Source organism: Streptomyces sulfonofaciens (genome assembly GCF_014656295.1).
Classification (GTDB): Bacteria; Actinomycetota; Actinomycetes; order Streptomycetales; family Streptomycetaceae; genus Streptomyces; species Streptomyces sulfonofaciens.
Genome location: NZ_BNCD01000017.1, coordinates 32,470 through 58,892, shown reverse-complemented (window position 1 = coordinate 58,892; position 26,423 = coordinate 32,470). Strand labels below are relative to the sequence as shown.

15 protein-coding genes are annotated in these 26,423 nt (G+C 74.3%); 6 read left to right on the top strand and 9 right to left on the bottom strand.

Translation table 11 applies throughout. The annotated features are described in order from the left end of the window. Window positions 1–26: 26 nt before the first annotated feature. Entirely contained in the window at window positions 27–464 is a 438-nt protein-coding gene (locus tag IE313_RS36465; protein ID WP_189935976.1) for an alpha/beta fold hydrolase, read from the top strand. A gap of 153 nt (window positions 465–617) precedes the next feature. Further along, window positions 618–1,175 (top strand): hypothetical protein, encoded by a 558-nt coding sequence (locus IE313_RS25055; RefSeq protein WP_189935974.1) that lies wholly within the window; start codon window positions 618–620, stop codon window positions 1,173–1,175. A 31-nt stretch (window positions 1,176–1,206) separates the two neighbouring features. On the opposite strand, the gene IE313_RS25050 is transcribed toward IE313_RS25055, so the two are convergent. Then, on the bottom strand, window positions 1,207–2,016 hold the full coding sequence (locus IE313_RS25050; RefSeq protein WP_189935972.1) for an MBL fold metallo-hydrolase: 810 nt from the start codon (window positions 2,014–2,016) through the stop codon (window positions 1,207–1,209). A gap of 260 nt (window positions 2,017–2,276) precedes the next feature. Here IE313_RS25050 and IE313_RS25045 point away from each other — a divergent pair, with 260 nt between their 5' ends. Beyond that, window positions 2,277–2,663 (top strand): Lrp/AsnC family transcriptional regulator, encoded by a 387-nt coding sequence (locus tag IE313_RS25045; RefSeq protein ID WP_373317058.1) that lies wholly within the window; start codon window positions 2,277–2,279, stop codon window positions 2,661–2,663. Window positions 2,664–2,733: 70 nt separating this feature from the next. Then, window positions 2,734–4,425 (top strand): DUF885 domain-containing protein, encoded by a 1,692-nt coding sequence (locus IE313_RS25040; protein WP_189935968.1) that lies wholly within the window; start codon window positions 2,734–2,736, stop codon window positions 4,423–4,425. 144 nt (window positions 4,426–4,569) lie between these two features. Here the strand turns inward: IE313_RS25040 and IE313_RS25035 are convergent, their stop codons facing one another. From IE313_RS25035 to IE313_RS25020, 4 genes are all read right to left on the bottom strand, one after another. After that, a complete protein-coding gene (locus IE313_RS25035; RefSeq protein WP_189935966.1) occupies window positions 4,570–5,415 on the bottom strand; it encodes an SDR family oxidoreductase in 846 nt (281 codons plus the stop codon). A gap of 131 nt (window positions 5,416–5,546) precedes the next feature. Continuing rightward, window positions 5,547–8,555, bottom strand: coding sequence for an AAA family ATPase (locus IE313_RS25030; protein ID WP_189935964.1), 3,009 nt, complete (start codon window positions 8,553–8,555; stop codon window positions 5,547–5,549). Next, window positions 8,552–9,715 carry an exonuclease SbcCD subunit D gene (locus IE313_RS25025; RefSeq protein WP_189935962.1) on the bottom strand — a complete coding sequence of 388 codons (1,164 nt, stop codon included), beginning with the start codon at window positions 9,713–9,715 and terminating at the stop codon, window positions 8,552–8,554. The genes IE313_RS25030 and IE313_RS25025 overlap by 4 nt, the downstream gene beginning before the upstream one ends. A 253-nt stretch (window positions 9,716–9,968) precedes the next feature. Beyond that, window positions 9,969–10,595, bottom strand: a complete 627-nt coding sequence (locus tag IE313_RS25020; protein ID WP_189935961.1) for a YigZ family protein — start codon at window positions 10,593–10,595, stop codon at window positions 9,969–9,971. A gap of 139 nt (window positions 10,596–10,734) precedes the next feature. Between IE313_RS25020 and IE313_RS25015 the strand changes: the two genes are divergently transcribed. Then, a complete protein-coding gene (locus tag IE313_RS25015; protein ID WP_189935959.1) occupies window positions 10,735–11,142 on the top strand; it encodes a CoA-binding protein in 408 nt (135 codons plus the stop codon). A gap of 329 nt (window positions 11,143–11,471) precedes the next feature. Further along, entirely contained in the window at window positions 11,472–12,707 is a 1,236-nt protein-coding gene (locus IE313_RS25010) for a cytochrome P450 (RefSeq protein ID WP_229924929.1), read from the top strand. Window positions 12,708–12,758: 51 nt separating this feature from the next. Here the strand turns inward: IE313_RS25010 and IE313_RS25005 are convergent, their stop codons facing one another. From IE313_RS25005 to IE313_RS24990, 4 genes are all read right to left on the bottom strand, one after another. Continuing rightward, window positions 12,759–13,247 (bottom strand): peroxiredoxin family protein, encoded by a 489-nt coding sequence (locus IE313_RS25005; RefSeq protein ID WP_189935957.1) that lies wholly within the window; start codon window positions 13,245–13,247, stop codon window positions 12,759–12,761. 64 nt (window positions 13,248–13,311) lie between these two features. After that, window positions 13,312–14,949, bottom strand: a complete 1,638-nt coding sequence (locus IE313_RS25000; RefSeq protein ID WP_189936162.1) for a phytoene desaturase family protein — start codon at window positions 14,947–14,949, stop codon at window positions 13,312–13,314. 17 nt (window positions 14,950–14,966) lie between these two features. Beyond that, window positions 14,967–16,685: a phytoene desaturase family protein gene (locus tag IE313_RS24995; protein ID WP_189935955.1), complete on the bottom strand. Its 1,719-nt coding sequence runs from the start codon at window positions 16,683–16,685 to the stop codon at window positions 14,967–14,969. Next, on the bottom strand, window positions 16,672–26,064 hold the full coding sequence (locus IE313_RS24990) for a non-ribosomal peptide synthetase/type I polyketide synthase (protein ID WP_189935954.1): 9,393 nt from the start codon (window positions 26,062–26,064) through the stop codon (window positions 16,672–16,674). Before IE313_RS24990 ends, IE313_RS24995 begins: the two co-directional genes overlap by 14 nt. Between the last annotated feature and the right edge of the window lie 359 nt (window positions 26,065–26,423).

The window sequence follows — 26,423 nt, the reverse complement described above, 5'->3', positions numbered from 1 at the left end:
CACCGGCCCGCCGGCAGGAGCGCAGCATGAATGAAGCCGACCGCCCTTGCGAGTCGGGCACGTCCTCAGCAGGGTTGACTTTCCGCACTGGATTCCACACCTTCGACGTGGATGTCGACGGCGTGCGGATTCACGGCCGGGTCGGTGGCTCGGGGCCTCCCGTGCTGCTCCTGCACGGCTTCCCGCAGACCCACCCCGCCTGGCGGTACGTGGCTCCGAGGCTCGCCCGCGACCACACCGTCGTCGCCGCCGACTTGCGCGGCTACGGCGACTCCGGCAAGCCGCCCGCAGGCCCTGACCACTCCGCGTACGGCAAGCGGGCGATGGCCGCCGACCAGGTCGGCCTGATGGCCCGGCTGGGATTCGACCGCTTCGCAGCCGTGGCTGACGCCCGGGCGCGGACCGTCCCCACCCGCGCGTACGACCGGGGCCGGTCCGGTGACGCGGGGCCCCGTCCGGGGTGAGCCGACGTGGGCCGCCGGAGCAGCCGCGGAGGTGCGCGGCCGAGGTCGGCTCCGGTGGAAGAACCGGTGGACCCCGGCGGGTCGGGGCGGGCCTGGTCGCGGGCCCGGCCGTGCCCCGGGACCGGTCCCGGGGCGGTCCTGTTGGGTGGGGGGATGATCCGCTCGCTGTCAGCCGCCCGTTCCGTCCGGTCCGCCGTCGTGGTCCTGTCCACGACCGTGGCCTTCGTGCTCACGGCGTGCACGCCGGACGCGTCGCCCCCCGGCGGCGCCCCCTCGTCGACGCACGCCCCGTCCACGTCCGCCGCGGCTCGCCCCGACTCCGGGCCTGCCACGACCCCCGCCGCGTCTCCCACTCCCTCGCTGCCGGTCGCGGCGGACGGCAGGAACGCCGGCTCGTGCGCGGACGGCACCTGCGAGGTCCGGGTGACCGCGTCCGTCGAGGTGCCCCTGCCGGCGCGCTTCGGACTCGGGCCGGTCCGGGTGACCGCGATCGACGCCCGGACCGTCACGCTGTCCGCCCGGCTGACCCAGTCGCAGTTCTCCAGCGACGGCGGCTGCTCGTCCGCCATCACCGGTCCCGCGGCGAACGCCCCCGCTCACGTCGATCTGACCTGCCACGTGGGCGAGAAGGCCGTCGTCAACAAGATGCACCTGACGGTCGTCGGCATCGCCGAGCACGCCGCCGTCCTGCGTATCCGGGCGGCGACGTGAGGGGCCGCGCCGTCGCCGCACGGCCGCCGGCTCAGTCCTCCTGAGCGTCGGCGACGACCGTGCTCTCGCCCGGGGCCAGCAGCGTCAGGCGACTGCCGAGCCCCGCCTCGGCGAAGGCGCCGGCCAACTCGGGGGCGCCCTCGGTGAAGTGCCCCCACATGTCGAAGTGGACGGGCACCACGTGCGGGGCGCTCAGGATCCGGGCCGCCTGGGCGGCCTGACGGCCGGTCAGGGTGAGGAAGCCGTCGATCAGCCCGATCCGCGCGGCGCCGGCGAACAGCACCGCGACATCGATCCGCTCGAACCGCTCCGCGACGGCCCGCACCACGTCGAGCGAGGCGTTGTCCCCGCTGACGTACACGGTGGGGACGCCCTCGCCGGACAGCACGAAACCGGCGACCTCCCCGACCAGGTGCTCGGTGCCCGCGGGGCCGTGCAGTGCCGGCACCCGTGTGACGCGCAGCACGTCGCCGTCGGGGCGCCGCAGGTCGACGTGCTTCCACAGGTCGACGGCCTGGCAGGCGCCGGACAGCCGCTCCGTCGCGCTGAGCGTCGTCAGCACGAGCGGCACCCGCGCGAGGTAGGCCCGTCCCGACACGTCCAGGTTGTCCACGTGCTGGTCGTGCGAGAGCAGGACGGCGTCGACCGGACCGACGTCGTCGGGTCCGAGGGCGGAGGCGGCCGTCTTGGCGAGGAGCCGTCCCGGCCCGAGGTCGTACTCCTGCGGCTCGTCGAAGGTGGGATCCGTGATCAGACGCACGCCGCCGATCTCCAGGATCGCGGTGGGGCCGCCCACCGATTCGATCCGGATGCCGCGGCCGGTGTCCTGCTGTGCGTTCATGGCGGGTGGTGCTCCTAGGGGCTTGGATGACGCGACTGACTCGCACGTCACGACTGGCTCGAATGACGCGACGGCGCGGACCGTTCCGCGCCGCGGGCCCGGGCTGTTCCACCCGGTATGTCGATCGTGCCCGCCCGCGGGGCCGACCAGGAGTGCCTTGAAAGACGTCATACGATAGGACCAGGACAGGTACGGGGAAGGGGGAGATCACGGGCCCGCGCGACCCCCGCACCGGCGCGGTGCGGCTGTGCGAAGGACGCGTGGCGGCCTCCACCTGTCTGGACCGGGTGGCGCGGCTGCGCCGCTCCGGAGTGATCCTCGGGCACCGGCTGCGGCTCGACCCCGCGAAGCTGGGGCGGGGCCTTGAGGCCCTGCTGTCGGTGCGGGTGCGTCCGCACCGCCGGGAACTGGTCGGTCCGTTCGTCGACCGGATCAGGACGTTGCCGCAGGCGCGCACCGTCTTCCATCTGACCGGGCCCGACGACTACCTCGTCCATGTCGCGGTGGCCGACGCGGCGGAGCTCCAGCGCCTGGTGCTCGACGAGTTCACCGCACGCAAGGAGGTGGCGAGGGTCGAGACCCTGCTGATCTTCCAGCAGTGGGAGTGCGGCCCGCTGCTGCCGCCCGGGCCCCGGGCCGAGCGCTGAGCCTCCGCCGGCGGACGCCGGTGGCCGAATCCTGCTGACGGCCACCCCCTCGCCGTACGAGGATGTCCCCATGCCAGAGACGAAGACCACGCTGCCCCGTGCGGTCGCCGACGCCTATGTCGACGAGCTCATCGCCCTCGATCCGGTCGCCGGCACCTACCTCGGCGTCAAGGAGAGCAGCGCCGAGCTGCCCGACTACTCCCCCGCCGGCCACGAGGCGCGCGCGGAGCTGGCCCGGCGGACGCTGGCCCGGCTCGACGCAGCGGAGCGCGCGCCCGGCGCGGACCATGACATCGAGCGCCGCTGCGGGCGCCTGCTGCGCGAACGGCTGACGGCCGAGCTCGCCGTGCACGAGGCCGACGAGCACCTTCGTGCCGTCAGCAACCTGGCCTCGCCCGCACACTCGGTCCGCGAGGTGTTCACCGTGACCCCGGCCGACACCGACGAGGACTGGGCGGCGATCGCGCGCCGGCTGCGGGCCGTGCCCGCCGCGTTGGAGGGGTACCGCGCCTCGCTCGCGCTGGGCCTGGAGCGCGGGCTGCCCGCAGGGCCCCGGCCCACCGCGACCTTCGTCGAGCAGTTGACCGAGTGGGCGGATCCGAGCGGCACCGGCCGGAGCTGGTTCGAGGAGTTCGCGGACGCCGGTCCGAAGGCACTGCGCGGCGAGCTGACCGAAGCCGCCAGGTCGGCGGGCGCGGCGGTCGTCGCGCTGCGGGACTGGATGCGCGAGGTGTACGCACCGGCCGTTGCGGGCGCGCCGAACACGGTGGGCCGCGAGCGCTACGCCCGCTGGTCGCGCCTCTACAACGGCACGGACCTGGACCTTGACGAGGCGTACGCGTACGGCTGGTCGGAGTTCCACCGCATCCTCGGCGAGATGAGGACGGAGGCGGAGAAGATCCTGCCCGGCGCGGCCACTCCCTGGCAGGCGCTGGCGCACCTCGACGAGCACGGCCGGCACATCGAGGGCGTCGACGAGGTCCGCGACTGGCTCCAGGACCTGATGGACAAGACCATCGACGCGCTGGACGGCACGCACTTCGAGCTGGCCGAGCGGGTGCGCAGGGTGGAGTCCCGCATCGCTCCTGCGGGCAGCGCCGCGGCACCGTACTACACCGAGCCGTCCGAGGACTTCTCACGTCCCGGCCGCACGTGGCTGCCGACCATGGGCCAGACCCGCTTCCCGGTCTACGACCTGGTGTCCACCTGGTACCACGAGGGTGTGCCGGGGCACCACCTCCAGCTCGCGCAGTGGACGCATGTCGCGGACTCCCTCTCCCGCTACCAGGCGGGCGTGGGCATGGTGAGCGCCAACTGCGAGGGCTGGGCGCTGTACGCGGAGCGGCTGATGGACGAGCTGGGCTTCCTGACCGATCCGGAGGAGCGGCTCGGCTACCTGGACGCGCAGATGATGCGCGCCGCACGGGTCATCATCGACATCGGCATGCACCTCGAACTGGAGATCCCGGCGCACTCGCCGTTCCGTCCGGGCGAGCGGTGGACGCCGGAGCTGGCCCAGGAGTTCTTCGGCATGCACAGCAGCCGCCCCGCGGACTTCGTGGCGAGCGAGCTGACCCGCTATCTGTCGATGCCTGGCCAGGCCATCGGCTACAAGCTCGGCGAGCGCGCCTGGCGGCTCGGCCGTGAGAACGCCCGGCGGCGGCACGGCGACGCGTTCGACGCCAAGGCATGGCACATGGCGGCGCTGTCGCAGGGGTCGCTGGGTCTCGACGACCTCGTGGACGAGCTGTCCGCGCTGTAGCCCGGCCCGCGGTGGCGGTGTGCGGTGTGATGTGCGGTGCGGTGTGCCGGGGCACCGCACCGCGGCCGACGCCTGACCGCCCCCCGGCCCAGGACCCGGGCCTGGACCCGGGCCCGGGCCGAAGCCCGGGCCGCCCGGGCCCGCTCAGCGTGCGAAGCCGCCCTCCGAGTCGATGACCTGGCCGGTGATCCACTCCGCCTCGTCGGTGGCCAGCCAGGCGATCAGCCGGGCCGGGTCGTCGGGCATGCCCCAGCGGCCTGCCGGGGACATCGCGGCGATCCGTTCGTAGTCGTCCCCCGTGCAGTAGTCCGTGTCCACCGGGCCGGGGTTGACGGTGTTCACGGTGACGGCGTCCGGTGCGAGGGTCGCCGCGAGGGAGCCCGTCACGGAGGCCAGGGCGCCCTTCTGCAGGCTGTAGGCGAGTTCGCCGGGCATCCCGCCGTCGTGGTCCTGGCCGGAGGTCATCATCACCACCCTTCCGCCGGGGGTGCGCGGCGGCAGGACGGCCCGCAGCCGGGCGTAGGCCTGGACGAGGAGGATCACGGAGCGCGCGTCGACGGCCCAGTGGGCGTCGAGCGCGGCGGCGTCGATCGTGGCGAGCGAACCGTCAGAACCGCTGAGCGCATGGTTGGCGACGAGGATGTCGAGCCGTCCGCCGAGGGCCGCGGCGGCCCGGTGGACCAGTTCGGCGGGAACTGCCGGGTCGGCGAGGTCGCCGGGGCCTTCGGCGACCAGGGCAGCCGGGTCGGCCCGAGCCTCCCGGACACCGGCCACCACCTCCTCGATACGGTCCGCTCCCCAGGGCATGGCGGCGTCGTGCGGCACGTGGTGGTGCAGGTACACGCTCGCGCCAAGGGCCGCGAGCCGCCTGGCCACGGCGTAGCCGATGCCGCTCCTGCGGCTGGCACCGGTGACGAGGGCCGTACGGCCGCGCAGTGGCAGGGGATCCCGGCGGAGCTGGGCGGCGGTGGGTGCGGGGAGGAGGGGCATGGTGAGTCATCATGCGCAGCCGGGCGCGGTCCCGCATCCGCTTTTCGGCACCGGCAGGCGGCTGCCCCGGGCGTGGCACCCCATCGCCGCCACCGGTCGCGGTCCCGGGCATTGCGAAGGCGCCGGCCGCCTCACACCATGCCGGCCTCCCGCTGTCGCACGAAGGACCCGTCGCGCCCCTTGACCACCTCCAACTGGGCGTGGATCCGGCGGCGCAGGTCGGCGACGTGGCTGACGATGCCGACGCTGCGGTCGCGCTCGCGCAGGGCGTCCAGGACGTCCAGCACCTCGTCGAGGGTCTGGTCGTCCAGGCTGCCGAAGCCCTCGTCGATGAAGAGCGTGTCGAGGCGGACGCCGCCCGCCTCGTCGGTGACGACGTCGGCGAGACCGAGCGCGAGTGCGAGTGAGGCGAAGAACGTCTCGCCGCCGGAGAGCGTCGCCGTGTCCCGCTCGCGGCCGGTCCAGGCATCGACGACGTGCAGTCCGAGGCCCGAGCGGCCGCGCCCGGCACGGTCGTCCGAGTGCACCAGGGTGTAGCGGCCCTGGGACATGCGCCGCAACCGCGCCGAGGCGGCCGCGGCGACCTGTTCGAGGCGGGCGGCGAGCACATAGGACTCCAGGCGCATCCTGCGGTCGTTCTCGGCGGAGGTGCCTGCGGCGAGGGCGGCGATACGGGCGACCCGGTCATGGCCGGCGCGCAACGGCGCGAGTCGCCCGGCCGCGGCGGTGGCACGCGTGGAGAGGCGGTCCAGCTCGGTGCAGCGGCGCTCGGCGGCGTCGCGGGCGGAGGCCGTCTCACGCAGTGTCCGCTCGGCGGTGGCGGCCGTCCGCTCTGCGGCGCCGGGATCGGCCGGCGGGCGGCCCGCGGCGGCGGCGGTGTCCTGCTCTGCGAGTACCGCGCGCACGGCCGCCTCTTCCTGCCGCCGGGTGTCGAGGCGGTGTTGCAACGCGCGCTGCCGGGCCGGGTCGAGGAGCGCCGCCGCGGCCTCCCCTGGCGTGTCGAACCCGGCGCGGAACGCGGCGTCGGCGAGGCGTGCGTCGGCGTCCTTCACCCGCTGGGCGGTGTCGTCCGCGGCGCGCGCGGCATCCGCGGCGTCCGTGAGCAGGACCACGCGGCGCTCCAGGCGGCGAGCCCGGGCCGCCACGCTGTCCTCGGTGCCGCGGGCGCGGGTCAGCTCCTCCTCCAGGGTCGCCCGTTCGCGATCCAGCGCGTCGCGCAGGGAGGCACGGGACGCGGCGCGGCGGGCCGCCTCCTGCTGGGCGGCGAGCCTGCGGCCGTGCTCCTGCTCGGCGGTCGCGAGCGCTTCGCGCGCGGCATGCGCGCCGGATGCGGTGCGGTGCGCCTCGGCGTACTGTCGCCGCAGGTTGTCGGCCTCCTCGGCGAGTTGCGGGGTGGCGGTCGCGGATGCTTCCGCGGTGGCGGCGGCGAGGGCCTCCCGGGCGCCGCTCAGTCGGCGCTCCGCGTCGCCACGGGCCTCTTCGGCGCGCCGGTGGGCGGCCAGGGCGGCCTCCTCGGCTGCGGCGTCCACGTGGCCGGCGGACTTACGGGCCGGGCTGGGATGCCGGGTGGCGCCGCAGACGTCGCAGGGGCGGCCGTCCACGAGGCCGGCGGCGAGCTCGGCGGCGATGCTGCGCAGGCGCTGTTCCTTGAGGTCGAGCCAGCGCTCGTGGGCGGCGCCGGCGCGTTCGCGGGCGGCGAGCGCATGCTCCTGAGCGGCCGCCGCCTCGGCGGCCAGGTCGTCGCGGCGGAGCGCCGCGGCGAGCCGCGCCTCGGCCGACTCGACGCGCGCCGCGAGGTGTTCGGTGCGGGCGGCGGCGTCCTGGGCGGTGTCGATGGCGTCCTGGAGCGCGGCGCGGGTGGGCGCCCAGTCGGCGAGCCAGCCCTCCGCCTCCTGGAGGAGGTCGTCGTCGGCGCGCTCCTGGCGGTCCAGTGCCGTGCGCTCCTCGACGATCTCCGAAAGGCGGTGTTCTGCGCGCCGGGCGGTCTCCAGGGCCCCCAGTTCCTCGGCCGCCCTGCGGGCGGCGGCCGCGAGCGCCGGGGCGCCGGCCCCGGACAGCTCGGCGGGCAGTGCGGCACGGGCCCGTTCGCCGGCGGCGCGGGCGGCGCTGTGCTCGTCGGCTGCCGCGTCCCGCAGGCGGAGGGCGGGCGCGACGGCTTCCGCCTTGCGGGCGCGCTCCAGCGCCAGTTGGTCGCGGTGGTGCTCGTCCGCGGAGGCGGCCAGCCGGTCGGCGCGCTCCCGGGCCTCGGCGAACCGGCGCTGGAGGCGGTGCAGTTCGCGGCTTTCGCCCAGGTGCCGGGCCGCGCCGGCGGCCGCGGCCTCGGCGGCGGCGAGCGAGACCGTCCTGACGGCGAGCAGTTCGCGGGCGCCGCAGCGGGCGACGGCTGCCCAGGTCAGCAGGGCGACTGCCAGGCCGGGGTCGCCGGGGGCGACGTCCGGCAGCGGGAGTTCGAGGGCGTCGCCCGCGGCCTGCTGGATGCGGTGGGCGTCGGCGAGCAGAGCGGCGTCGGCGTCGCGGACGGCGGCCTCGCCGGCCCGGCGGCGCTCGGCGAGGTACTGCTCGACGGCGGCGAACCTGCGGGTGTCGAAGAGCCGCCCGAGGAGCCTGCCGCGAGCCTCGGCGTCGGCGCGCAGAAAGCGTGCGAAGTCTCCCTGGGGCAGCAGCACGACCTGGCAGAACTGCTCCTTGCTCATACCGAGCAGGAGGCCGATCTCCTCGCCGATCTCCTGGTGCGAACGGCTGAGGCCGCGCCAGGAGCCCGTCGCCGCGTCGTACTCGCGCAGGGCGCTGTGCGCCTTGTCGGTGGTGGTGCCGCTGCCGCGGCGTTTCGGGCGCTCCCACGGGGGCTGTCTGGTGATCTCCAGACGGCGGCCGGCGACGCTGAACTCCAGGCGCACCTCGGTACGGATGCCGGGGTCCGCGTGATCGCTGCGCAGTCCGGTGCCCTGCCCGCCGGTGCCCCGGGCGCCCGGCACGGACCCGTACAGGGCGTAGCAGACCGCGTCGAGGACGGAGGTCTTGCCGGCGCCGGTGGGCCCGTGCAGGAGGAAGAGGCCGGCGGCGGAGAGGGCGTCGAAGTCGATGTCCTGCCGGCCGCCGAAGGGGCCGAAGGCCGTGACGTGCAGTCCGTGCAGCCTCACCGGACCACCTCGTGGAGCGCGTCGTCGGCGCGGGCGGTGTCGAACGCGTCCCTCAGCACGACGCGTTCGGCCTCGTCGGGCCCCGTGCCGCGCACATGGGCGACGAAGTCCTCCGCGATCTGCTGGTCGTCGCGGCCCGCGAGGCGCCGGGCGTAGGACACCTCCGGGTCGTCCGGGGCGCGCTCGGGGGCGAAGACCAGGCTCAGGGTGCCGGGGAAGCGCTCGCCCAGCCGGGCCATCGGCTCCGCGGGGCGTACCCGGTCGGTCAGGGTGGCCTCGACCCAGGCGCCCTCGTGCGCGGTGAGCCGCGGGTCGGCGAGCAGTTCCGCGAGGGTGCCGCGTATCCGGGCGAGGGGGCGGGGCACGGGGCAGTCGATGCGCTCGGCGGTGACGGCGCCGTCGGCGGCGAGGTCGACGAGCCACATGCTCTTGCGGTGCCCTGCCTCGGAGAAGGAGTAGGCGAGCGGGGAGCCCGCGTAGCGCACACGGTCGTTGATGGTCTGACTGCCGTGCAGATGGCCCAGTGCCGTGTAGTCGACGCCGGCGAAGACACCGGCGGGCACCGCGGCCACGCCGCCGACGGTGATGTCCCGCTCGCTGTCGCTCGCCTCGCCGCCGGTGACGAAGGCGTGCGCGAGCGCCACGGAGCGGGTGCCGGGAGGGCGTTGTGCGAGGTCGGCGCGTACGCGGTCCATGGCGGCGCCGAGTACCGCCTCATGGCTCGGCCTGTCCACCGCGAACTCGTCCTTGACCAGGGCGGGTTCGAGGTACGGCAGGCCGTAGAAGGCCACCTCGCCGTGCCGGTCGGACAGCAGGACGGGCGTGGCGCTGCGGGCGGGGTCGGTGCGCAGGTGGATGCCGGCCCTTTCGATCAGTCCGGCGCCCACGCCGAGTCTGCGGGCCGAGTCGTGGTTCCCGGAGATCATGACCGTCGGCACGCGCAACTCGGCCAGCCGGTGCAGGGCGTCGTCGAACAGCTCGACGGCGGCCAGCGGCGGTACCGCACGGTCGTAGACGTCACCGGCCACGAGCACGGCGTCCACCGCGTGCTCGCGGACCACTTCGACCAGGTACGCGAGGAACTCGGCCTGGGCGTTCAGCAGGCTGACCCGGTGGAACGCACGTCCCAGATGCCAGTCCGACGTATGCAGCAACCTCACGGGCAACGACCCTATAGGCCGCCACTGACAGCGCCTGGCGCGCTCCCGCACCCGGTGCGCTCCCGTACCGGATCCGTGGCCCGGGCCCAGCCGCCCGCGGCGCAGGAGCCGGGCTCCCGGAGCACACGGCCGGACGCGGCCCCGGGGTGCGGACGTTACCGCGCCGGGGCCTGCGGGCCTGGGTGCGGTGCCCGGGTGCGGACCGGGTTGCGCGGTCCGCGCTGCCCTGGGCGAACCGGTTCCGCGCCCGGCGTCACGCCTCCCCGTAGGCCTCGCCGCCGAGTTCGAGCCGGGCGGCGCCTGCCGTGGCGGCGGCGAGCCAGGCACGGAAGTCGGGGACGCCGGTGTCCGGGAGGGCCACGGTGAGGACGACCGCCTCGGCGTAGCGGACGTCGCGCACCTCGTGGCCGGCGGTGCGCAGGTCGTTCTGCAGACGTCCGGCGCGCTGGTGGTCGACGGTCACGGTCACCAGGCGGAAGCGTCTGCGGGTGACCGTGCCGACCGTGTCCAGGGCCTCGCCGACCGCCCCTCCGTAGGCGCGGATGAGGCCGCCCGCGCCGAGCTTTACGCCGCCGAAGTACCGGGTGACGACCGCGGCGACGTAGCGCATGTCGCGGCGGAGCAGCATCTGCAGCATGGGCACGCCCGCGGTCCCGCCCGGCTCGCCGTCGTCGCCGGCCTTCTGCACGGCGGCGTCGGCCCCGATGACGTAGGCGAAGCAGTTGTGGTTGGCGTCGGCGTGGGCGCGGCGGACCCGGGCCACGAACTCCTGCGCCTCCTGCTCGGTGCCGGCGGGCGCGAGGGTGCACACGAAGCGTGAGCGGTTGACCTCGGTCTCGTGGCTGCCCTCGCGGGGCACGGTGCGGTACTCGTCCGGCATCCGGCCAGCGTATGCGGCCGCCGGGCACGGGAGGGCGAGGGGGCGGCCGGGTCCGCGCGCGCGGGGATGCCGGGAATGGTGCGCGGCCGTCGTTCGTTGTGCGGGTGCGGGTGAGCACCCGAGCCAGGGGAGGCACAGCGTGCACGGCGACATCAGGACGATCCGCAGGATCCTCGACGAACTCGGCGACACCTGGGCGGTGGTCGGACTCTCCACGAACGAGCGGCGCGCCGCCTACGGCGTCGCGCAGGTCCTGCAGCGCCACGGCAAGCGGATCGTCCCCGTCCACCCGAAGGCCGAGACGGTCCTCGGCGAGCAGGGCTACCCGTCCCTCGGAGCCGTTCCCTTCGACGTGGACGTGGTCGACGTCTTCGTCAACAGCGACCTCGCGGGAGCCGTGGCGGACGAAGCCGTCGCCAAGGGCGCCAGGGCCGTGTGGTTCCAGCTCGGCGTCGTCGACGAGGCCGCCTACGAGCGCACCCGCGCCGCGGGCCTGGAGATGGTCATGGACCGGTGCCCCGCCATCGAGATCCCCCGGCTCGGCTGACGGCCCTGCCCGCTCCGCGCCGGCCGGGGCCGCCTGCGCCCCGCCGCCACCGGGAGGGGCACCGCGGCATGCGGAACCGCACGGCGCAGCGCGCGGGGCCGTCGAGGGCTTCGAAGTCACTGACGGTGATAACACGTGAATGACACGTAAGGGGGGTTTCTTCCGGATCGTCTGGTGGCCGGTCCGCCACACGGCGAATCTGGGGTGACGTCCCTTCCGCGCCGGCCGGGACGCCAGGCGTGCCCGTACCCGGAACCGGGGCGGGCGCCGGGTTCCGCCCCGTGCCCGAGGCCGCAGCACTCCTCGCGCCGAGCGGAGTGAGGAGAACCGTGGCAGCCACCGGCACACCGTCCGACGCCGAGGGCGCCCCGCCCTTCCCGATGGAGCGCACCTGTCCGTACCAGATGCCTCCCGGCTACGCGGCCCTGCGCGCCCGGGGCCCGCTGACGCGGGTGACGCTGTACGACGGACGGCGGATCTGGCTGGTCACCGGGTACCAGGAGGGCCGCGCCCTGCTGCTCGATCCGAGACTGTCCTCCGACACCCTGCACCCGGGCTTCCCCCATCTGACTCAGCGCCAGGCGGAGCAGCAGCGCACGCAGCGCATCGTGCTGCCGCTGGTGGGCACCGATGATCCGGAGCACGCCCGGCAGCGCAGGAGGGTGGCCGCGGCCTTCGGCATCCGGCGGGTGGCGGCGCTGCGCCCGGGCATCGAGCGGTCCGCGCAGGACCTGGCCGACGCGATGCTCACCAGCGGTGCGGAAGCGGAGCTGGTGGGCGCCTTCGCGCTGCCGCTGACCTTCGCGGCGACCTTCGCGGCACTGGGCGTGCCGCCCCAGGACCGCCACTGGTTCGCGGACCGCTCCCGGCGCATGCTCTCCCCGCCCCGCGACGACGACGGCGGCGGCTCGCCCGAGGACGCCTTCGTCGAGATCAGGACCTATCTCACCGATCTCGTCGCCGCCCGGGAACGGCAGCCCGGCGAAGGACTCGTCGACGACCTCATCGCGCACCGGGCCGCCGACCCCGGCCTTGGCCGCGAGGAGATCGCGATGACCTGCGTGGTCCTGCTGGGCGGCTCGGAGAGCACCGCGACGACCCTGGCCTCCGCCGTGCTGGTCCTGCTGGAGCACCCCGGGCAACTGCGGCGGCTGCGCGCCGACCCCGCCCTGGCACCGGCCGCGGTGGACGAGCTGACCCGGCTCGTCTCCGTCGCCGACGGGCTGCCCCGGGTGGCTCTCGCGGACATCGGCGTCGCCGGGCGGACCATCAGGGCGGGCGACGGTGTCGTCGTCTCCACCATGCTGATGAACCGGGACCCGGCCGTCTGGTCGGATCCCGACGTGCTGGACCTGGACCGCGCCGCCGCCCGCCATGTCGCGTTCGGCCACGGCATCCACAACTGCATCGGCCGGATCCTGGCCCGCGCCGAACTGGAGATCGCGCTCACGACCCTCTTCGAGCGCGTTCCGACGCTGCGTCTTGCGGTGCCCGCCTCACAGGTGCCCGGTCACGCCCCGTACGTGCAGCAGGGCGGCGTGGCCGAGTTGCCGGTCACCTGGTAGGGCGTCGCGCGGGAGCGGAGGACCGATCGCGCCGCGCCCGGGCGCGGCCGGTCACCGTCCGTCGCGCAGCAGAGCGAGCTGTTCCACGAGGGTGTCGGTGCTGCGGAAGGTCAACCCCACCAGGGCGATGTGCCGCCAGCGGACCACACCGTCGCCGTCCAGCACGAACACCGACCTGCGGGGACCGACGCCGGGCGCTCTGATGCCGAAGGCCGCCGCCACCGCCTGCCCTTCGTCGTAGAGCAGCGGGAAGGCGAGGCCGTGCTTGCGGGCGAACTTCTCGTGGCTGTCGAGGTCCTGCGGGCTGACGGCCCAGACGTCGGCCCCCAGGTCCTTGAACCGGTCGAGCTCGGAGGTGTACGAGCAGAGTTGCTTCGTGCACACCATGGTGCCGTCGCCCGGGTAGAAGACCAGGACGAGAGGGCGGCCCTTGGCGTCGGCCAGCCGGTACTCGCGCCGGCGGACCGCGTCCGAGGAGAGCAGCAGGCCGGGCAGGGCGAAGTCGGGTGCGGCGGCGCCGACTTCGGGTGCTCTGGTCATCCGTGGTCCCTTCGTGGTCCGGTGCCTGGCGTTGCCCGCCGGCGTCCTGCAGCGGCGCGGCGCCTCACTCTCCCACGGGGACCACGACGTGGGTCGGCGGGGCCGCCGTCTCGTCGAGCGTGGTGCGGAAGGGCCTGCCGTCGTCGCGGCAGACGAACTGCATGACATGCCGCCCGGCCGCCGCCGCCCTGATGAGCCCGCCGGTGGTCGCCCAGACGCCGGAGAGGTAGAAGTTCTGCAGGCCCGGCAGCGCGGGCCCGTACCGCTTGACCAGTTTCTCGACGGTCTCGCCGCCCGCGACGAACGGCTGCCAGCCGAGCACGGTGCCGTCGTGGTTCCCGGTGTAGCGCACCTGTGTCAGCGGGGTGGAGACATCGCGTACCGCGGTGGCTGCGGCCAGTCCCGGATAGCGCTCGTCCAGCATGCCGATGACCGCGTCGCGCACCCTGCGCTTCGCCCGCTGGTAGGCGCGGCCGCGGCCGACCGGCAGCGTGTGCAGTTCCTGTCCGCGCCGCACCCGGCTGGTCTGCTCCTCACCGGTGCTCAGGTCGCGCCACGGGCCGACGTCGCTGAAGTAGCTGGCGTAGACGACCGCGGAGCCCGGGGGCGACAGCTCCGGGTAGTAGGCGCTGCGGAACTGGACGTTGATGCTGGCGTGCCGGATGCCGACGAGTTCGGCGGCCCTGTCCTCGTCCAGCAGGTAGGTGGTGCAGGGGGTCGCGGCGGGGAAGGGGCGCCGCAGCCCCAGGAACACGGTGACATAGCCCGGGAAGATCATGCCGGGTTCCTCGATGGTGCTGGTGTACAGCTCGCGGTAGGCGTCGCCGAGGTAGCGGCCGCCCAGCAGCCGCAGCAGCGTGGTCTGTCCGTCGCAGGCGGAGACCACGACGTCCGCGCGGATCTCACGGCCGTCGCTCAGCCGCACCCCTACCGCGCGGTCCCGCTCGACGAGGATCCGCACCACCTTGGCGTTGTAGCGGATGTCGCCGCCCAGCCGCAGGTAGCGCTGCTCGATGGAGCGGGCGAGTCCCAGCGAGCCGCCCTCGGGCACCCCGGCCGAGAGGTTCGCGTGGGAGGCGAGCTGGAAGAGGAAGGGCAGCACGGGGAAGGCCGGGTGCTTCTCGAAGAGGATGTAGTTGAACGCCTCGCGCAGCAGCGGGTGGCGGAAGCGGGCCGAGTAGTCGGTCATCAGGGTGCCGATCGACCGGCTGATGGCGGGGTAGTACGGCACGAAGCGGGCGAGCATCCGCCAGCGCTCGGCGGGCGGCATCAGGCCCACCGGGGTGAGGAAGGGGTAGTGCCGCAGGCACCGGCGGAACGCCCGCAGCCCGCCGCAGAACCGCCGGATGAGCCGGGCGTCCGCCGGAGAGATGTCGAGCAGGTGGGCTTCGAGCCGGTCGGGGTCGGAGTAGAAGCGCACCTCCCTGCCCTCCCGGTCGCGCACGGTGTTGAACACGTCGAAGTGGCGTACCTGCTTGCCCTGGAGCGCGCCGAGCTCCAGCCAGATGCGGTGCATCTCGTTGCCGGGCCCGCAGCCGAGCAGCCAACTGACGCAGCAGTCGAAGGTGAAGTCGCCGCGGTCCCAGGAGGTGCAGCAGCCGCCGGGCAGCTCGTGCATCTCCAGGATGGTGGACCGGTAGCCGTTCATCTGGGCGTAGCAGCCCGTCGAGAGCCCGCCGAGTCCGCCGCCGACGATGACCATGGTCTGCCGTGCGGTGGTCACGCGCGTCCTCCCTTCGGTGCCGGTCCGCCCGCGGTCCCCCGGTGCCGCGGTGCGGGCCACCGGTCGAGCTGCGGCAGCCGGCCCAGCCTGCCGCTGTGCCAGGGCTCGCGGTCGGTGCTCGGCCAGGCGCGAAAGGGCATGCCGAGTTCCTCGCACAGGTACCGCACGGCGAACCGGCCGGTGGACGCGGCCCTGATCAGGCCGCCGAGGCCCACCCACTGCCCGGCCATGGAGAAGCCGCGCAGGCCCGGCAGCCGCATCCGGTCCCGGGCCACCAGCCGGGCCGCCACGTCATCGGCCTCCGAGAACGCCTTCCAGGCGAGGATGCTGCCCTGGCTGTTTCCCGTGTAGCGCTCGGTGGTGGCCGGTGAGGCGACGTCCACCACCTCGGTGCGCGCGCCGATCCCCGGGTAGCGCCGCTCCAGGAAGTCGAGGACGGTGTCGGCCGCCCGCTGCTTGCGCGCCCGGTACTCCCGGCGGCTGCGGGCGCGCAGGTCCTTCCAGGAGTGGAAGTCGCTGAAGTAGGTGCAGTGCAGCAGGGACTTGCCGGCCGGGGCGAAGCCCTCCGCGTAACGGGAGCGGAGCTGCACCACGAGGCTGCGCTGCAACGCGCCGGGCAACCGGGCGGCCTGTTCGGCGGTGAGCAGGTAGGTGGTGCTGTGCGGGTCCGCCCCGCCCACGCTGCCGTCCACGCCGACGAAGACGGACACCACGGCCGGGAAGAGGGCGCCGGGCCTGCCCAGGATCTCCTGGTAGAGCCGTTCGATCCGGGGGCCCGTGTACCGGCCGTCCAGCAGGCCGTAGACCGTGGTGCGGCCGTCGCAGGCGGAGACGACGTGGTCGGCGTAGTGCCGTGCCCCGCCGCGGAGCTGGACGCCGACCGCGCGGCCGTCCTCGACGAGGATCCGCTCGACCCTGGACCGGTAGCCGACCACTCCGCCCAGCGAGGTGTAGCGGCTCTCGATCGACCGGGCGAGGCCGAGGGAACCGCCCTGCGGGAATCCCGCGTTGAGGTTGTGCGCGGCGGCCATGTTGAACAGGTACGGCAGCAGCGGGAAGCCCTCCGGGTCCTGGAAGAAGATGTTGCGGAACGCGCTGCGCAGCAGCGGGTCGTGGAAGCGGTCCGCGAAGGCGTGCATGGGGGTGGCGGCGGTCCGCCACAGCAGCCGGAACCTCGGCAGCACCGCACGCAGCAGCTCGGCCCGCTCCCGCAGCGTCCGCAGCGGCGGAGGCGTGAGGAAGGGGTGCAGGTCGAGGGCGGTGAAGCGGCTCAGGTCGCGGCAGAACGCGCGGATCTGGCGTGCGTCGGCCGGGGAGAGCGCGAGCAGGTGGCGTTCCAGGCGCTCCGGGTCGTTGTAGAACGTCACCGACCTGCCGTCGACGTCCACGACGCGGTTGAACAGTTCGAAGTTGGCGATGGTCTTGCCGTCCAGGGCGCCCAGCTCCCGCCAGATCCGGTGTGCGTCGTTGCCCTCCGCCGTGCCGATCAGCCACTCGATGCAGTAGTCGAAGAGGTAGCCCCCGCGTGACCAGGCGGTGCAGCAGCCGCCGGGCAGGACGTGCTTCTCGAAGATCCGCGTCTGCATGCCGCTCATCTGCGCGTAGCAGCCGGTGGCCAGGCCGGCGACGCCGGCGCCGATCACGATGACCCTGGGCGGTGCCCCGAGCGGGCGGTCACGGGTGCTCCAGTCGGGCCCGGCGTCAGGCGCTGGCACGGGTGACGTCCTCGGTCAGCACGGTACGCAGCAGGTCGGCGTTGCGCCGCGCATGGTCGCCGTCGAGCATCTCCGCGTGCGGTCCGTGGCCCCGCAGCAGCACGGTGCGGCTGGTCGAGGTGCCGTGCCAGCTACCGCGCCGGCCCGCCTCGTACAGCGGCAGCTTGTCCTCGTCGGAGATCACGGTGACCGGTGCCCGCACGGTGCCGCGGTTCGGTGTCCTGCTGCAGAAGTCCAGGTACTCGCGGGCCTGCCGCATCGTCTCCTCGGCCACCGCCTCGGAACCGGTGTGCCGCCGCAGGTGCGCGCGCAGCTCGTGTTCGAAGGCGTCGATGCGCTCCTCGTCGAGCGGGTACGCCTCGCGGATGCGGTACGAGTCGACGATGACGACGCCGGCGACAGGGTGCCCGCGGCCTTCGAGCTCCTTGGCCACCTCGAAAGCGAGGTTGCCACCGAGCGAGTAGCCGAAGAGCGTGGCCGGGGCCTGCGGGACCAGGGCGGCCACCAGGTCGGCGAACCGTGCCACCTTGTCGTCTCCGGCGATGTGGTTGAACGCGATCAGCCGGTGCTCGGGCAGGTGGGCGGCGAGCTGGCGGTGGACGAGCCCGTGGCCGCCGGCCGGTGGGAAGCAGAAGACCGTGCGCCCCTCGTCCGCACCCGGGTTGAAGGTCAGGTACGGATGGGCGCCGGCGATCCGCCCGGTGACGACGCCCTCCGCCGTCCTGGCCATGCCGCGCAGCGTGGTGGCCCGGAACAGCAGGCTGACCGGCACGTCGATGCCGAACTCGGTCCGCAGCCGGTGGATCAGCTCGATCAGTTTGATCGAGCTGCCGCCGGCCTCGAAGAAGTCGTCGGCGAGTCCGGCCCGCGGCAGGCCCAGCAGGGCCTGCCAGTGCGCGGCCATGCGCTGCTCGTACAGCGTCACCGGGGGCTCGTGGGCGTCGGCGCCGGGATCGTGGGCGGGCGGCGGCAGAGCGTCCGCGTCGACCTTGCCGTTGCGGGTCAGGGGCAGTTCGGAAAGCTCGGTGAAGTGGGCCGGAACCATGAAGGACGGCAGGGACTCGGCGAGGTGCCTGCGCAGCTCCCGCCGGTCGGCCGCGGCACCGGGGACCGGTACGCAGTAGGCGCACAGGGCGCCTTCGCCGCCGTCCGCGCGGACGGTCACGCACGCCTGGGCGATGTCCGGGTGCCGGGTCAGGAGGGCTTCGATCTCGCCGGTCTCGATGCGGTGTCCTGCCACCTTGACCTGGCTGTCGGTGCGACCCAGCAGGTGCAGCACGCCGTCGGCGTCCCAGCAGGCCAGGTCCCCGCTGCGGTAGAGCCGGACCGGAGCGGGAGTTTCCCCGGCCGGCGCACCGGGGCCCGCCCCGTCGAGCAGCCGGACGACGAAGCGCTCCGCGCTCTGCTCGGGGTCTTTGAGGTAGCCGGCGGCGACTCCCGCACCGCCGATCCACAGCTCGCCCCGTACGCCCGGCGGCACCGGCTCGCCGCACGCGTCCAGGACGTAGGCGGCACTGGACGGGAAGGGTCGCCCGATCGGCACCATCCTGCCCGGTTCGAGGCCGTCCACCGGGCCTTCGAAGTAGGTGCTGTCGATGGTGGCCTCGGTCAGGCCGTAGGAGTTGACCAGCCGGGTGCCGGGGCCGCACAGGGCGCGCAGCCGCCGGTGCTCGGCCACCTTCCACGCGTCGGAGCCGACCACGAGCAGCCGCAGGAAGTCCAGCCGGAGGCCGTGCTGCTCGCAGTGCGCCATCAGCGCCCGGGCCACGGCGGGCACGAACTCGGCGCAGTCGACGCGCTCGGCCGCCATCGTGCGGTACAGGCGGGCCGTGTCGAACAGCAGCTCCCGGTCGACCAGCACCAGCGTGCCGCCGGAGCACAGGGCGCGCACCAGGTCCCCGGAGAAGACGTCGAAGGCGACCCCGGCCATCTGCAGGTGCACCCGGACGTCGCCGTCGAGGCGGTACTCCTCGCGCCAGGCCGCGAAGGCCGAGGCGAGGTTCAGATGGGTGACCTGGACCGCCTTGGGCCGCCCGGTGGAACCCGAGGTGTAGACGGTGTAGGCGACATCGTCCGGACCGACGACGGCGTCCGGGTCCCCGGGGCCGTCCTGGACCGCTTCACCGGCGTCGGGGGCGCCGGCGGCGTACAGCTCCGCGACGGTGACGGCGGCGGCCCCGCAGCCGGGCGGGACCGGGTGGCCGGCCGCGGTGACGAGCAGGGTGGCACCGGCGTGGGACGTCATGTAGGCGATCCGGTCGGCGGGGTGGCCGGGGTCCAGCGGCAGGTAGGCGGCGCCGGCCCGCAGGACGCCGAGCAGGACGGCGATCAGCTCGGGCGACTTGTCCAGGCAGAGCGCCACCGTCGCGCCCCCGCCGACGCCCAGGCGGCGCAGTCCCCGCGCCACGCGGCGGCAGTCGTGGTCCAGCGCCGCGTAGGTCAGCGAGCGGGTGCCGCCGGACGCCGAGGGAGCCGAGACGGCGACGGCCGCGGGGGACTCGGCGGCGAAGCGGGCGATGAGTTCGTGGACCGGCGGCCCTGGCGTCACCCGCCGGCCGGCGCCACTCCATTCGCCGAGGATCCGGCGGCGCTCCCGGGCGTCGAGCAGCGGGAGCGCCCCGACGGGCGCGGCGGCGGGCGCGCGGGTCAGCGCGTCCAGCAGTCGGACGTAGTGCCTGGCCATCCGCCGGACGGTGTCCGGTACGAACAGGTCGGAGTTGTACTTGAACACGCAGTGGAAGCAGCCGTCCGCGCCCTCCTCGTAGGCGGAGAGCGTGAGGTCGAACTGCCCCTCCTCCTCCGGGAGCTCGATGTAGTCGAGGCGGTAGCCGTACTGCTCGGTGGACACCTTGTGGGCGAGCAGGATGAACATGGCCTGGAAGACCGCGGACCGGCTGGGGTCGTGCCGCAGGCCCAGCTTCTCCACCAGCAGCACGAACGGGTACTCCTGGTTGTCGAGCCCGCCGAGCACCGCCTCGCGCACCCGTGCGAGGAGTTCGCCGACCGAGGGCCGCCCGGCCAGGCTGACGTGCAGGGGCAGCGGGTTGACGAAGTAGCCGTAGGTGCCGGCGAACTCCTCCTGGGTGCGGCCGGTGACGGGGCTGCCGACGACGATGTCGTCCTGGCCCGAGTAGCGGTGCAGCAGCAGGTAGTACGCGCTCATCAGCACCACGAACACGGTCACGTTGTGCTCGCGGGCCAGCGCGTGGACGCGGGCCGTCAGCCCGGCGTCGAGCCGGAAGAACTCCGAGGCGCCGTTGTGCGTCTGCACCGGCGGGCGCGGCCTGTCGGTGGGCAGGCCGAGGACCGGCAGCTCAGCGGGCAGGTGCTCCCGCCAGTAGGTGAGCATCCGCTGTGCGTCCGGTCCGGCGAGGAAGCGGTTCTGCCGGTTGAGGAAGTCCAGGTAGCGGGCCCGGACGGGCGGCAGTTGCACGGGGCGGCCCCGCCGCGCCCCCTCGTAGAGCGCGAACAGCTCCTCGATGAAGGTGAACGTGGAGATCGCGTCGGAGACGATGTGGTGGACGCCCTTCATGATCACCCAGTCGTCGGGGGCGCGCCGGAACAGGTGCAGGCGCACCAGCGGATCGCGGGCGAGGTCGTACGGCCTGCGGTACTCGCGGACGATCATGTCGTGCACCTCCTCCCACGGCCGGCCCTCGACGTCGAACAGCCGTGTCTCGGCGCGCGCCTCGGTCGAGACGCGCTGCACGGGGCCGCCGTCCTGGAGCACGAAGTTGGCGCGCAGGGACGGGTGCCGCTCGACCAGGGTGCGGAAGGCGGCGAACAGCAGGTCGGGGTCGAGCGCGGTGCGCACCTCGACCGCGCCGCCGATGTTGTACGCGAACGCCTCGGGGTTGAGCTGTTCCAGGAACCACAGCGCCTTCTGGTTGTGCGTCAGCGGGTGGCACAGCTCGTCGGTGTGCTCCTCGACGGGATCGGCGTCCACGGCGGCGCCGGCCGTCGGCTGCTCGCCGAGGCCGTCGGCGAGCCGGTCGACCAGGGCGTCGACGGTGGCGTTGCCGAGCAGCGCCACCACGGGCAGCGCGACACCGAGTTCGGTGTGGATACGGGCGCGCAGCTCCATCGCGAGCAGCGAGTCGAGGCCCAGCGAGTTCAGCTCGTCGGACGGGCCGATGCGGGCGGACCCGAGCCGCATCACGTCGGCCACCAGGGCGGTGAAGCGTGCCGTCAGCAGTTGTCTGCGGGTGGCCTCGTCGGCTTCGGCGAAGTGGGCGAGGAAGCCGTCCGGCTCGTCGGCCGGGCGCCCGCCGAGGTCCGCGGCCAGCTCGCCCACCAGCGGTGGCGGTGCGGAGTACCAGGCGAGGAAGACGGGCCAGTCGGTGATCGTGGCGACCAGCAGTTGCGCACGGTCCTGCCCGATGACGCGCTCCAGGACGGCCATGCCCGCCGCGGGCGTCAGCGAGGTCATGCCCCGGGCGCTGCGGTAGTGCTCGACCAGTCCCAGTTCCTCGATCATGCCGGTGGCCCACGGCCCCCAGTCCAGGCTGAGCGCGGGCAGGCCGAGGGCCCTGCGGTGGTGGGCCAGGGCGTCGAGGAACGCGTTGCCCGCGGCGTAGTTGGTCTGGCCCGCGGTGGTGAGCAGCGAGGCGATGGAGGAGAACAGCACGAAGTGGTCGAGCGGTTCGTCGCGCAGCAGCCGGTGCAGCAGGTAGCCGCCGGTCACCTTCGGGCGGTAGGCGGTGTCGAAGGCGGCGCGGTCCATGTCCGTCACGGTCGCGTCCCTGACCTGTCCCGCCAGGTGGAAGACCCCGCGGACGGGCGGCAGACCGCGGCGCCGGTGGCCGGCGAGCCAGCCGGTGAGCGCCGCCTCGTCCGTGATGTCCAGGGCCACCGGCAGGGCCTCGGCCCCGAGCGCCTCCAGCTCCCTGACGAAGGCGATCCGGACTCCGGCCGGGCTCGCCGGGTCGGTGCCGGCCCACTGGTCGCGCTCGGGCAGGGCGCCGCGGCCGGCCAGGACGAGCCGGCGGGCGCCGCGGGCGACGAGGGTGCGGCACAGCAGCCGGCCGAGGGCGCCGAAGGCCCCCGTCACGAGGTAGCTGCCGTCGGGCCGCAGCCGCAGCGGCAGCGGGCGGCTGAGATCGGTGGGCGGTCGCAGCCGGCAGGTGTACCGCCGGTGGCCGCGCAGGGCGATCTCCTCCTCGTCGGGTGCGGCGCAGGGATCGGCGGCGGAGACCTCGCGCAGCAGGGCCTCTGCCTCGGCTGCGCCGTCGCGGTCCCCGGCGGGATCCAGGTCGATCAGTCTGCCGCGGTGCGCGGTGAGTTCCTGCTGCCACAGCACCCGGCCGACGCCCCAGGCCGGTGCCGCCAGCGGTGCCACCTGGTCGTTCCCGTCCGCCGCCTGTGCGCCCCGGGTCACGATGTGCAGCCGCGCGCCGGGGCAGGCGGACGGCAGCAACTGGGCGAGGCCCACCAGGGAGTAGGCGCCGAGGTCCGCGCAGCCGTCGAGCGCTTCGCAGGTGGCCGCGTCGAGCGGGGGCAGGTCCAGGTTCCACAGGTGGACGACGGCGTCGAAGGGCGTGTCGAGTTCGGCGAACAGCCGCTGGAGGTCGGCCCGGTGGCCAGGGCGCACCGTCGTGGCGCCCTTCTCGCGCCGGTAGGCGGTGCCGTGCCGCACGAGGTGGCACAGGGAGCCGCGGGTGCGGGCCAGCCGGGCGAGGGCGTCGCCGGTACCGCCCGCGTCGGCGAGGACAAGCAGCCCGTCCGGGGGCGCCGGCTCGCCGGGCACCGCCGCCACCTCGGTCCACACCGGCTCGGCCAGCCAGCCGTCGATGGTGTCCTGGCCGGCAGAGGCGGCGGCGTGCTCGACGTCGACGGCGGTGAAGCCGGTGATTCGGCCGAGCGGTGCGCCCTGGTCGGTGTACAGGGCGATGTCGCCGGTCAGCTCGCCGTCGTCGTGGCCCACGACGGTCGCATGGGCCCACAGGACCGCCTCGCCGGCCGGCCGCAGTCGCACCTCCCGGATCGTCCGGGGCAGGCGGATGCCGCCGACGGCGCCGTTGTCGGGCAGGTGCGCGCTCAGCAGGGTCTGGAAGCAGGCGTCGAGCAGCACGGGGTGGACGTGGCTGCCGGCCGCGTCCTCGGCGGGCAGCGCCTCAGGGCGGATCCGGGCCAGTGCCTCGCCGCGGCCCGTCCACACCTCCTCGATGCCCTGGAAGGCGGTCCCGTAGTGGTATCCCAGTTCCGCCAGCGCGGCGTAGCACGCCTCGCGCTTCAGATGGCGGCGGCAGCGCACGCGGACCGCATCCGGGTCGAGAGCGGGACCTGGCGTGCGGTGCTGCTCGGTGTGGACGGCACCGGTGGCGTGCACGGTGGCCGCGGCGCCGGCCGCGGCGACGGTGAACCGGGCGCTCGTCGGGTCGAGCGTGAGCTGGACCGTGCTGGACGCGGCCCCGGAGAGGAACAGCGCCTTGTGCAGCTCGATACCGGCGAGGGTCGCCTCTCCGCCGCCGGTCAGCGACCGCACCGCCTGTGCGGCCATCTCCAGGTAACCGGCCGCCGGGAAGACCACGTTGCCCTGGATGCGGTGGTCGGCAAGGTACGGCAGGCGTTCCAGGTCGAGCCGCACCTGCCAGGTCGGGTGGGGGTGCGCGGTGCGGCGGCCGAGCAGCGGATGGTCCATCACGCCCAGCCTGACCTGCCGCACGGGCTCCGGCTCGACCCAGTGGCGCTCGCGCCGGAAGGGGTACGGCGGCAGGGACACCGTGCGGCCGGCGGGCTGGAGCACGTCCCAGGCGACGTCGAGACCGGCGTTGTGGAGTGCGGCCAGCGAGCGGGTGAACCGCTCCGGCTCGTCCTCCTGGCGGCGGATGGAGGGCAGCACCAGGGCCCCTGCCGTGCCGTCCGAGGAGTCCGTGCCGGCCGGCGCCGTGTCCCTCAGGCATTCGTGGACGGCGTGGGCGAGCACGGGATGCGGGCCGATCTCCAGGAAGATCCGGTGCCCGTCGCGGGCGAGCCGGTCGACGGCGGAGCGGAACCGGACCTGCTCGCGGACGTTCTGCCACCAGTAGGCGGCGTCGAGTTCGGTGCCGTGCGCGGTGCCCTCGCGCGCCGTCAGGTACAGCGGCAGCCGCGCGGGCCGGGGAGCGAGGTCGTCGAGGGCGCCCAGCAGGTCGTCCTTGATGTCGTCCATCCGGACGCTGTGGTAGGGCACCTGCACCGTGAGGAACCTGGCGAAGACCTGCTCCTCGCGCAGTCGGTCCGCGATGTCGAGCAGTGCCTGCCGGTCGCCGGAGAGCGTGGTCGCGAAGGGGCTGTTGGACGCGGCCACGGACACCTGGTCCCGGTGCGGCCAGATCCGGCGTGCCGCCTCGGCCTCCGGCAGGCCGACCGCGAGCATGGTGCCGGTGCCGGTGAGGGTCTGCTGGAGGCGGCTGCGGTGCAGCACGACCCGTACGGCGTCCGCGAGGCTGTAGACGCCTGCCTCGTAGAACGCGGCGATCTCGCCGGTGCTGTGACCGACGATCGCGTCGGGGCGGATGCCGCGGCTGCGCCAGAGCGCGGCCAGGCCGACCTGGACGGCGAAGTTCGCGGGCTGCGCGAGCCAGGTCTCGGCCATCCGCGACGCGGTCTCGTCGGCGGCCAGCTCCTCCGCCACCGACCAGCCGGCCTGGCGGTGGATCTCGCGGTCGCAGCGCAGCACCGCCTCCCGGTACACCGGTTCGCTCGCGAGGAGTTGGCGCCCCATGCCCCACCACTGCGGCCCCATCCCGGTGAACACCCAGGCCAGCAGGCGCTGTGCGGGCTCGCGCCGGCGGCCCGTGAGCACCCGCGGGTGCGGCTCGCCGCGCCGGCAGGCCGCCAGCGCCTCGTCGAGCGACTGCCGCGAGGAGTACACCACCGACATGCGGTGCTCGTGGTGCTGGCGCCGGTGGGCCAGGGTGTGGCCGAGGTCGGCGAGCGGCACGGGCCGGCCGTCGGCGCCGCCGCCGGCGAGCTCCTGGCGGATGCCGGCGGCGAGGTCCGGCAGGGCGGCCGGGTCGCGGGCGCTCAGCGGGAGGATGGTGTGCGCGGGCGGGCGCGCGGACTCGCCGGCGGCGGGACGGGGCGGCGGCTCCTCCATCAGGACGTGCGCGTTGGTGCCGCCGAAGCCGAACGAGTTGACGCCGGCCCTGGCCGGTCCCTCGTGTGCGGGCCAGTCCACGGCCCGCGTCGGGATCTCGTACGGGAGTTCGCTGCCGATGGCCGGGCTGATCCGCTCCAGGTTGAGGTGCGGCGGGATGCGGCGGTGCTTCAGGGCGAGCGCCGTCTTGATCAGGCCGGCGACCCCGGCGGCCGACTCCGCGTGGCCGATGTTGGTCTTGACGGACCCGACGTAGCAGGGGGCGCCGGGCGCGCGGCCGACGGACAGCACCCGTGCGAGCGTGGCGGCCTCGATGCGGTCGCCGACCGGTGTCGACGTGCCGTGCGCCTCGACGTACTGGAGGTCGCCCGGTGTGATGCCCGCTTCGGCGCAGACCCGTTCGACCAGGGCGGCCTGGGCGTCCGGATTGGGCACGGTGATGCCGTTGGTACGGCCGTCCTGGTTCACCGCGGTACCGGTCACCACCGCGTGGACGGGGTCGTCGTCGCGCAGCGCGTCCGCCAGCCGCTTGAGCACGACGACGCCGACGCCCTCGGCGCGGACGTAGCCGTCGGCGGCGGCGTCGAACGCCCGTGAGCGGCCCTCGGCCGACAGGAATCCGCCCTTCGTCTCGGCGATGGTGTACTGCGGCGCCATGTGCAGCAGGGTGCCGCCGGCCAGCGCGAGCTCGCTCTCCCCGCGCAGCAGGCTCTGGCAGGCGAGGTGGACGGCGACCAGCGACGAGCTGCAGGCGGTGTCGATGGAGAGGCTGGGCCCGCGGAAGTCGAAGCAGTGGGAGATCCGGTTGGCGAGGATCGCCATCATGGTGCCGGTCGCCGTGTGCGCGGCCAGCGACTCGAAGCCGAGGTCGGAGAACTGGAGGATCTTGTAGTCCAGCGTGAAGGCTCCGATGTACACCCCGACCTGTGCACCGGCCAGCTCGGCCGGGCGCTGCCCGCCGTCCTCCAGGGCCTCCCACGCCACTTCGAGGAGCTTGCGCTGCTGCGGGTCCATGTGGCCCGCCTCGCGCGGGCTGATCCCGAAGAAGGCCGGATCGAACTCGTCGAACCCGTCGATGTACCCGCCCCTTCCGCCGGTCATCCGCCCGGGCCCGGCCGCGTCCCGGCTGCCCAGGGTGGCGAAGTCGTAGCGGTCGGGGGGTGTCGGGGTGAGACAGTCCCTGCCGTCGATCAGATTCCGCCAGAACGACCGGTGGTCCCGGGCGTGTCCGGGGAAGCGGCAGCCGATTCCGATGATCGCGATCCGGTCGGCAGAAGCAGCAGAGAGGGATTCCGTCATATTCCGATCCATGGGTCGTCAGGGCGCCCGTGGCGCGCGGTGGAGGAGCGACGGGAGGTTCTGGGTCCCCGGCCTTCGCGGTGCCGGGCCGGGAGCGGGGCCCGGGCGCCTGGGCGTTGCGGTCTCCCCGGCGGCCGGGTCCGGGGCCCGCCGTCGGCCGCGGCCGACGAGTGAGCGTCGGGTCGACCGGTTCGACGGGCTGGAGAGTGGTCAGGCGGAGGAGGGTCAACCGCACCGGAAGCCGGTGCGAGGGGCGGCGCCGGTACGACGAGCGGACCGGAGATTGCGGCGGCGATCCGGTCTACGCATCCTCCCCTCGGTGCCGGGGAGGCGGGACAAATCTTGCAGCCGCCCAAAAG

Coding starts and splice junctions, on each gene's coding strand:
- IE313_RS36465 (WP_189935976.1), top strand. CDS start 27: ATGAATGAAGCCGACCGCCCTTGCGAGTCGGGCACGTCCTCAGCAGGG.
- IE313_RS25055 (WP_189935974.1), top strand. CDS start 618: ATGATCCGCTCGCTGTCAGCCGCCCGTTCCGTCCGGTCCGCCGTCGTG.
- IE313_RS25050 (WP_189935972.1), bottom strand. CDS start 2,016: ATGAACGCACAGCAGGACACCGGCCGCGGCATCCGGATCGAATCGGTG.
- IE313_RS25040 (WP_189935968.1), top strand. CDS start 2,734: ATGCCAGAGACGAAGACCACGCTGCCCCGTGCGGTCGCCGACGCCTAT.
- IE313_RS25035 (WP_189935966.1), bottom strand. CDS start 5,415: ATGCCCCTCCTCCCCGCACCCACCGCCGCCCAGCTCCGCCGGGATCCC.
- IE313_RS25020 (WP_189935961.1), bottom strand. CDS start 10,595: ATGCCGGACGAGTACCGCACCGTGCCCCGCGAGGGCAGCCACGAGACC.
- IE313_RS25005 (WP_189935957.1), bottom strand. CDS start 13,247: ATGACCAGAGCACCCGAAGTCGGCGCCGCCGCACCCGACTTCGCCCTG.
- IE313_RS25000 (WP_189936162.1), bottom strand. CDS start 14,949: ATGGTCATCGTCGGCGGCGGACTCGGCGGGCTCTCGACGGGCTGCTAC.
- IE313_RS24990 (WP_189935954.1), bottom strand. CDS start 26,064: ATGACGGAATCCCTCTCTGCTGCTTCTGCCGACCGGATCGCGATCATC.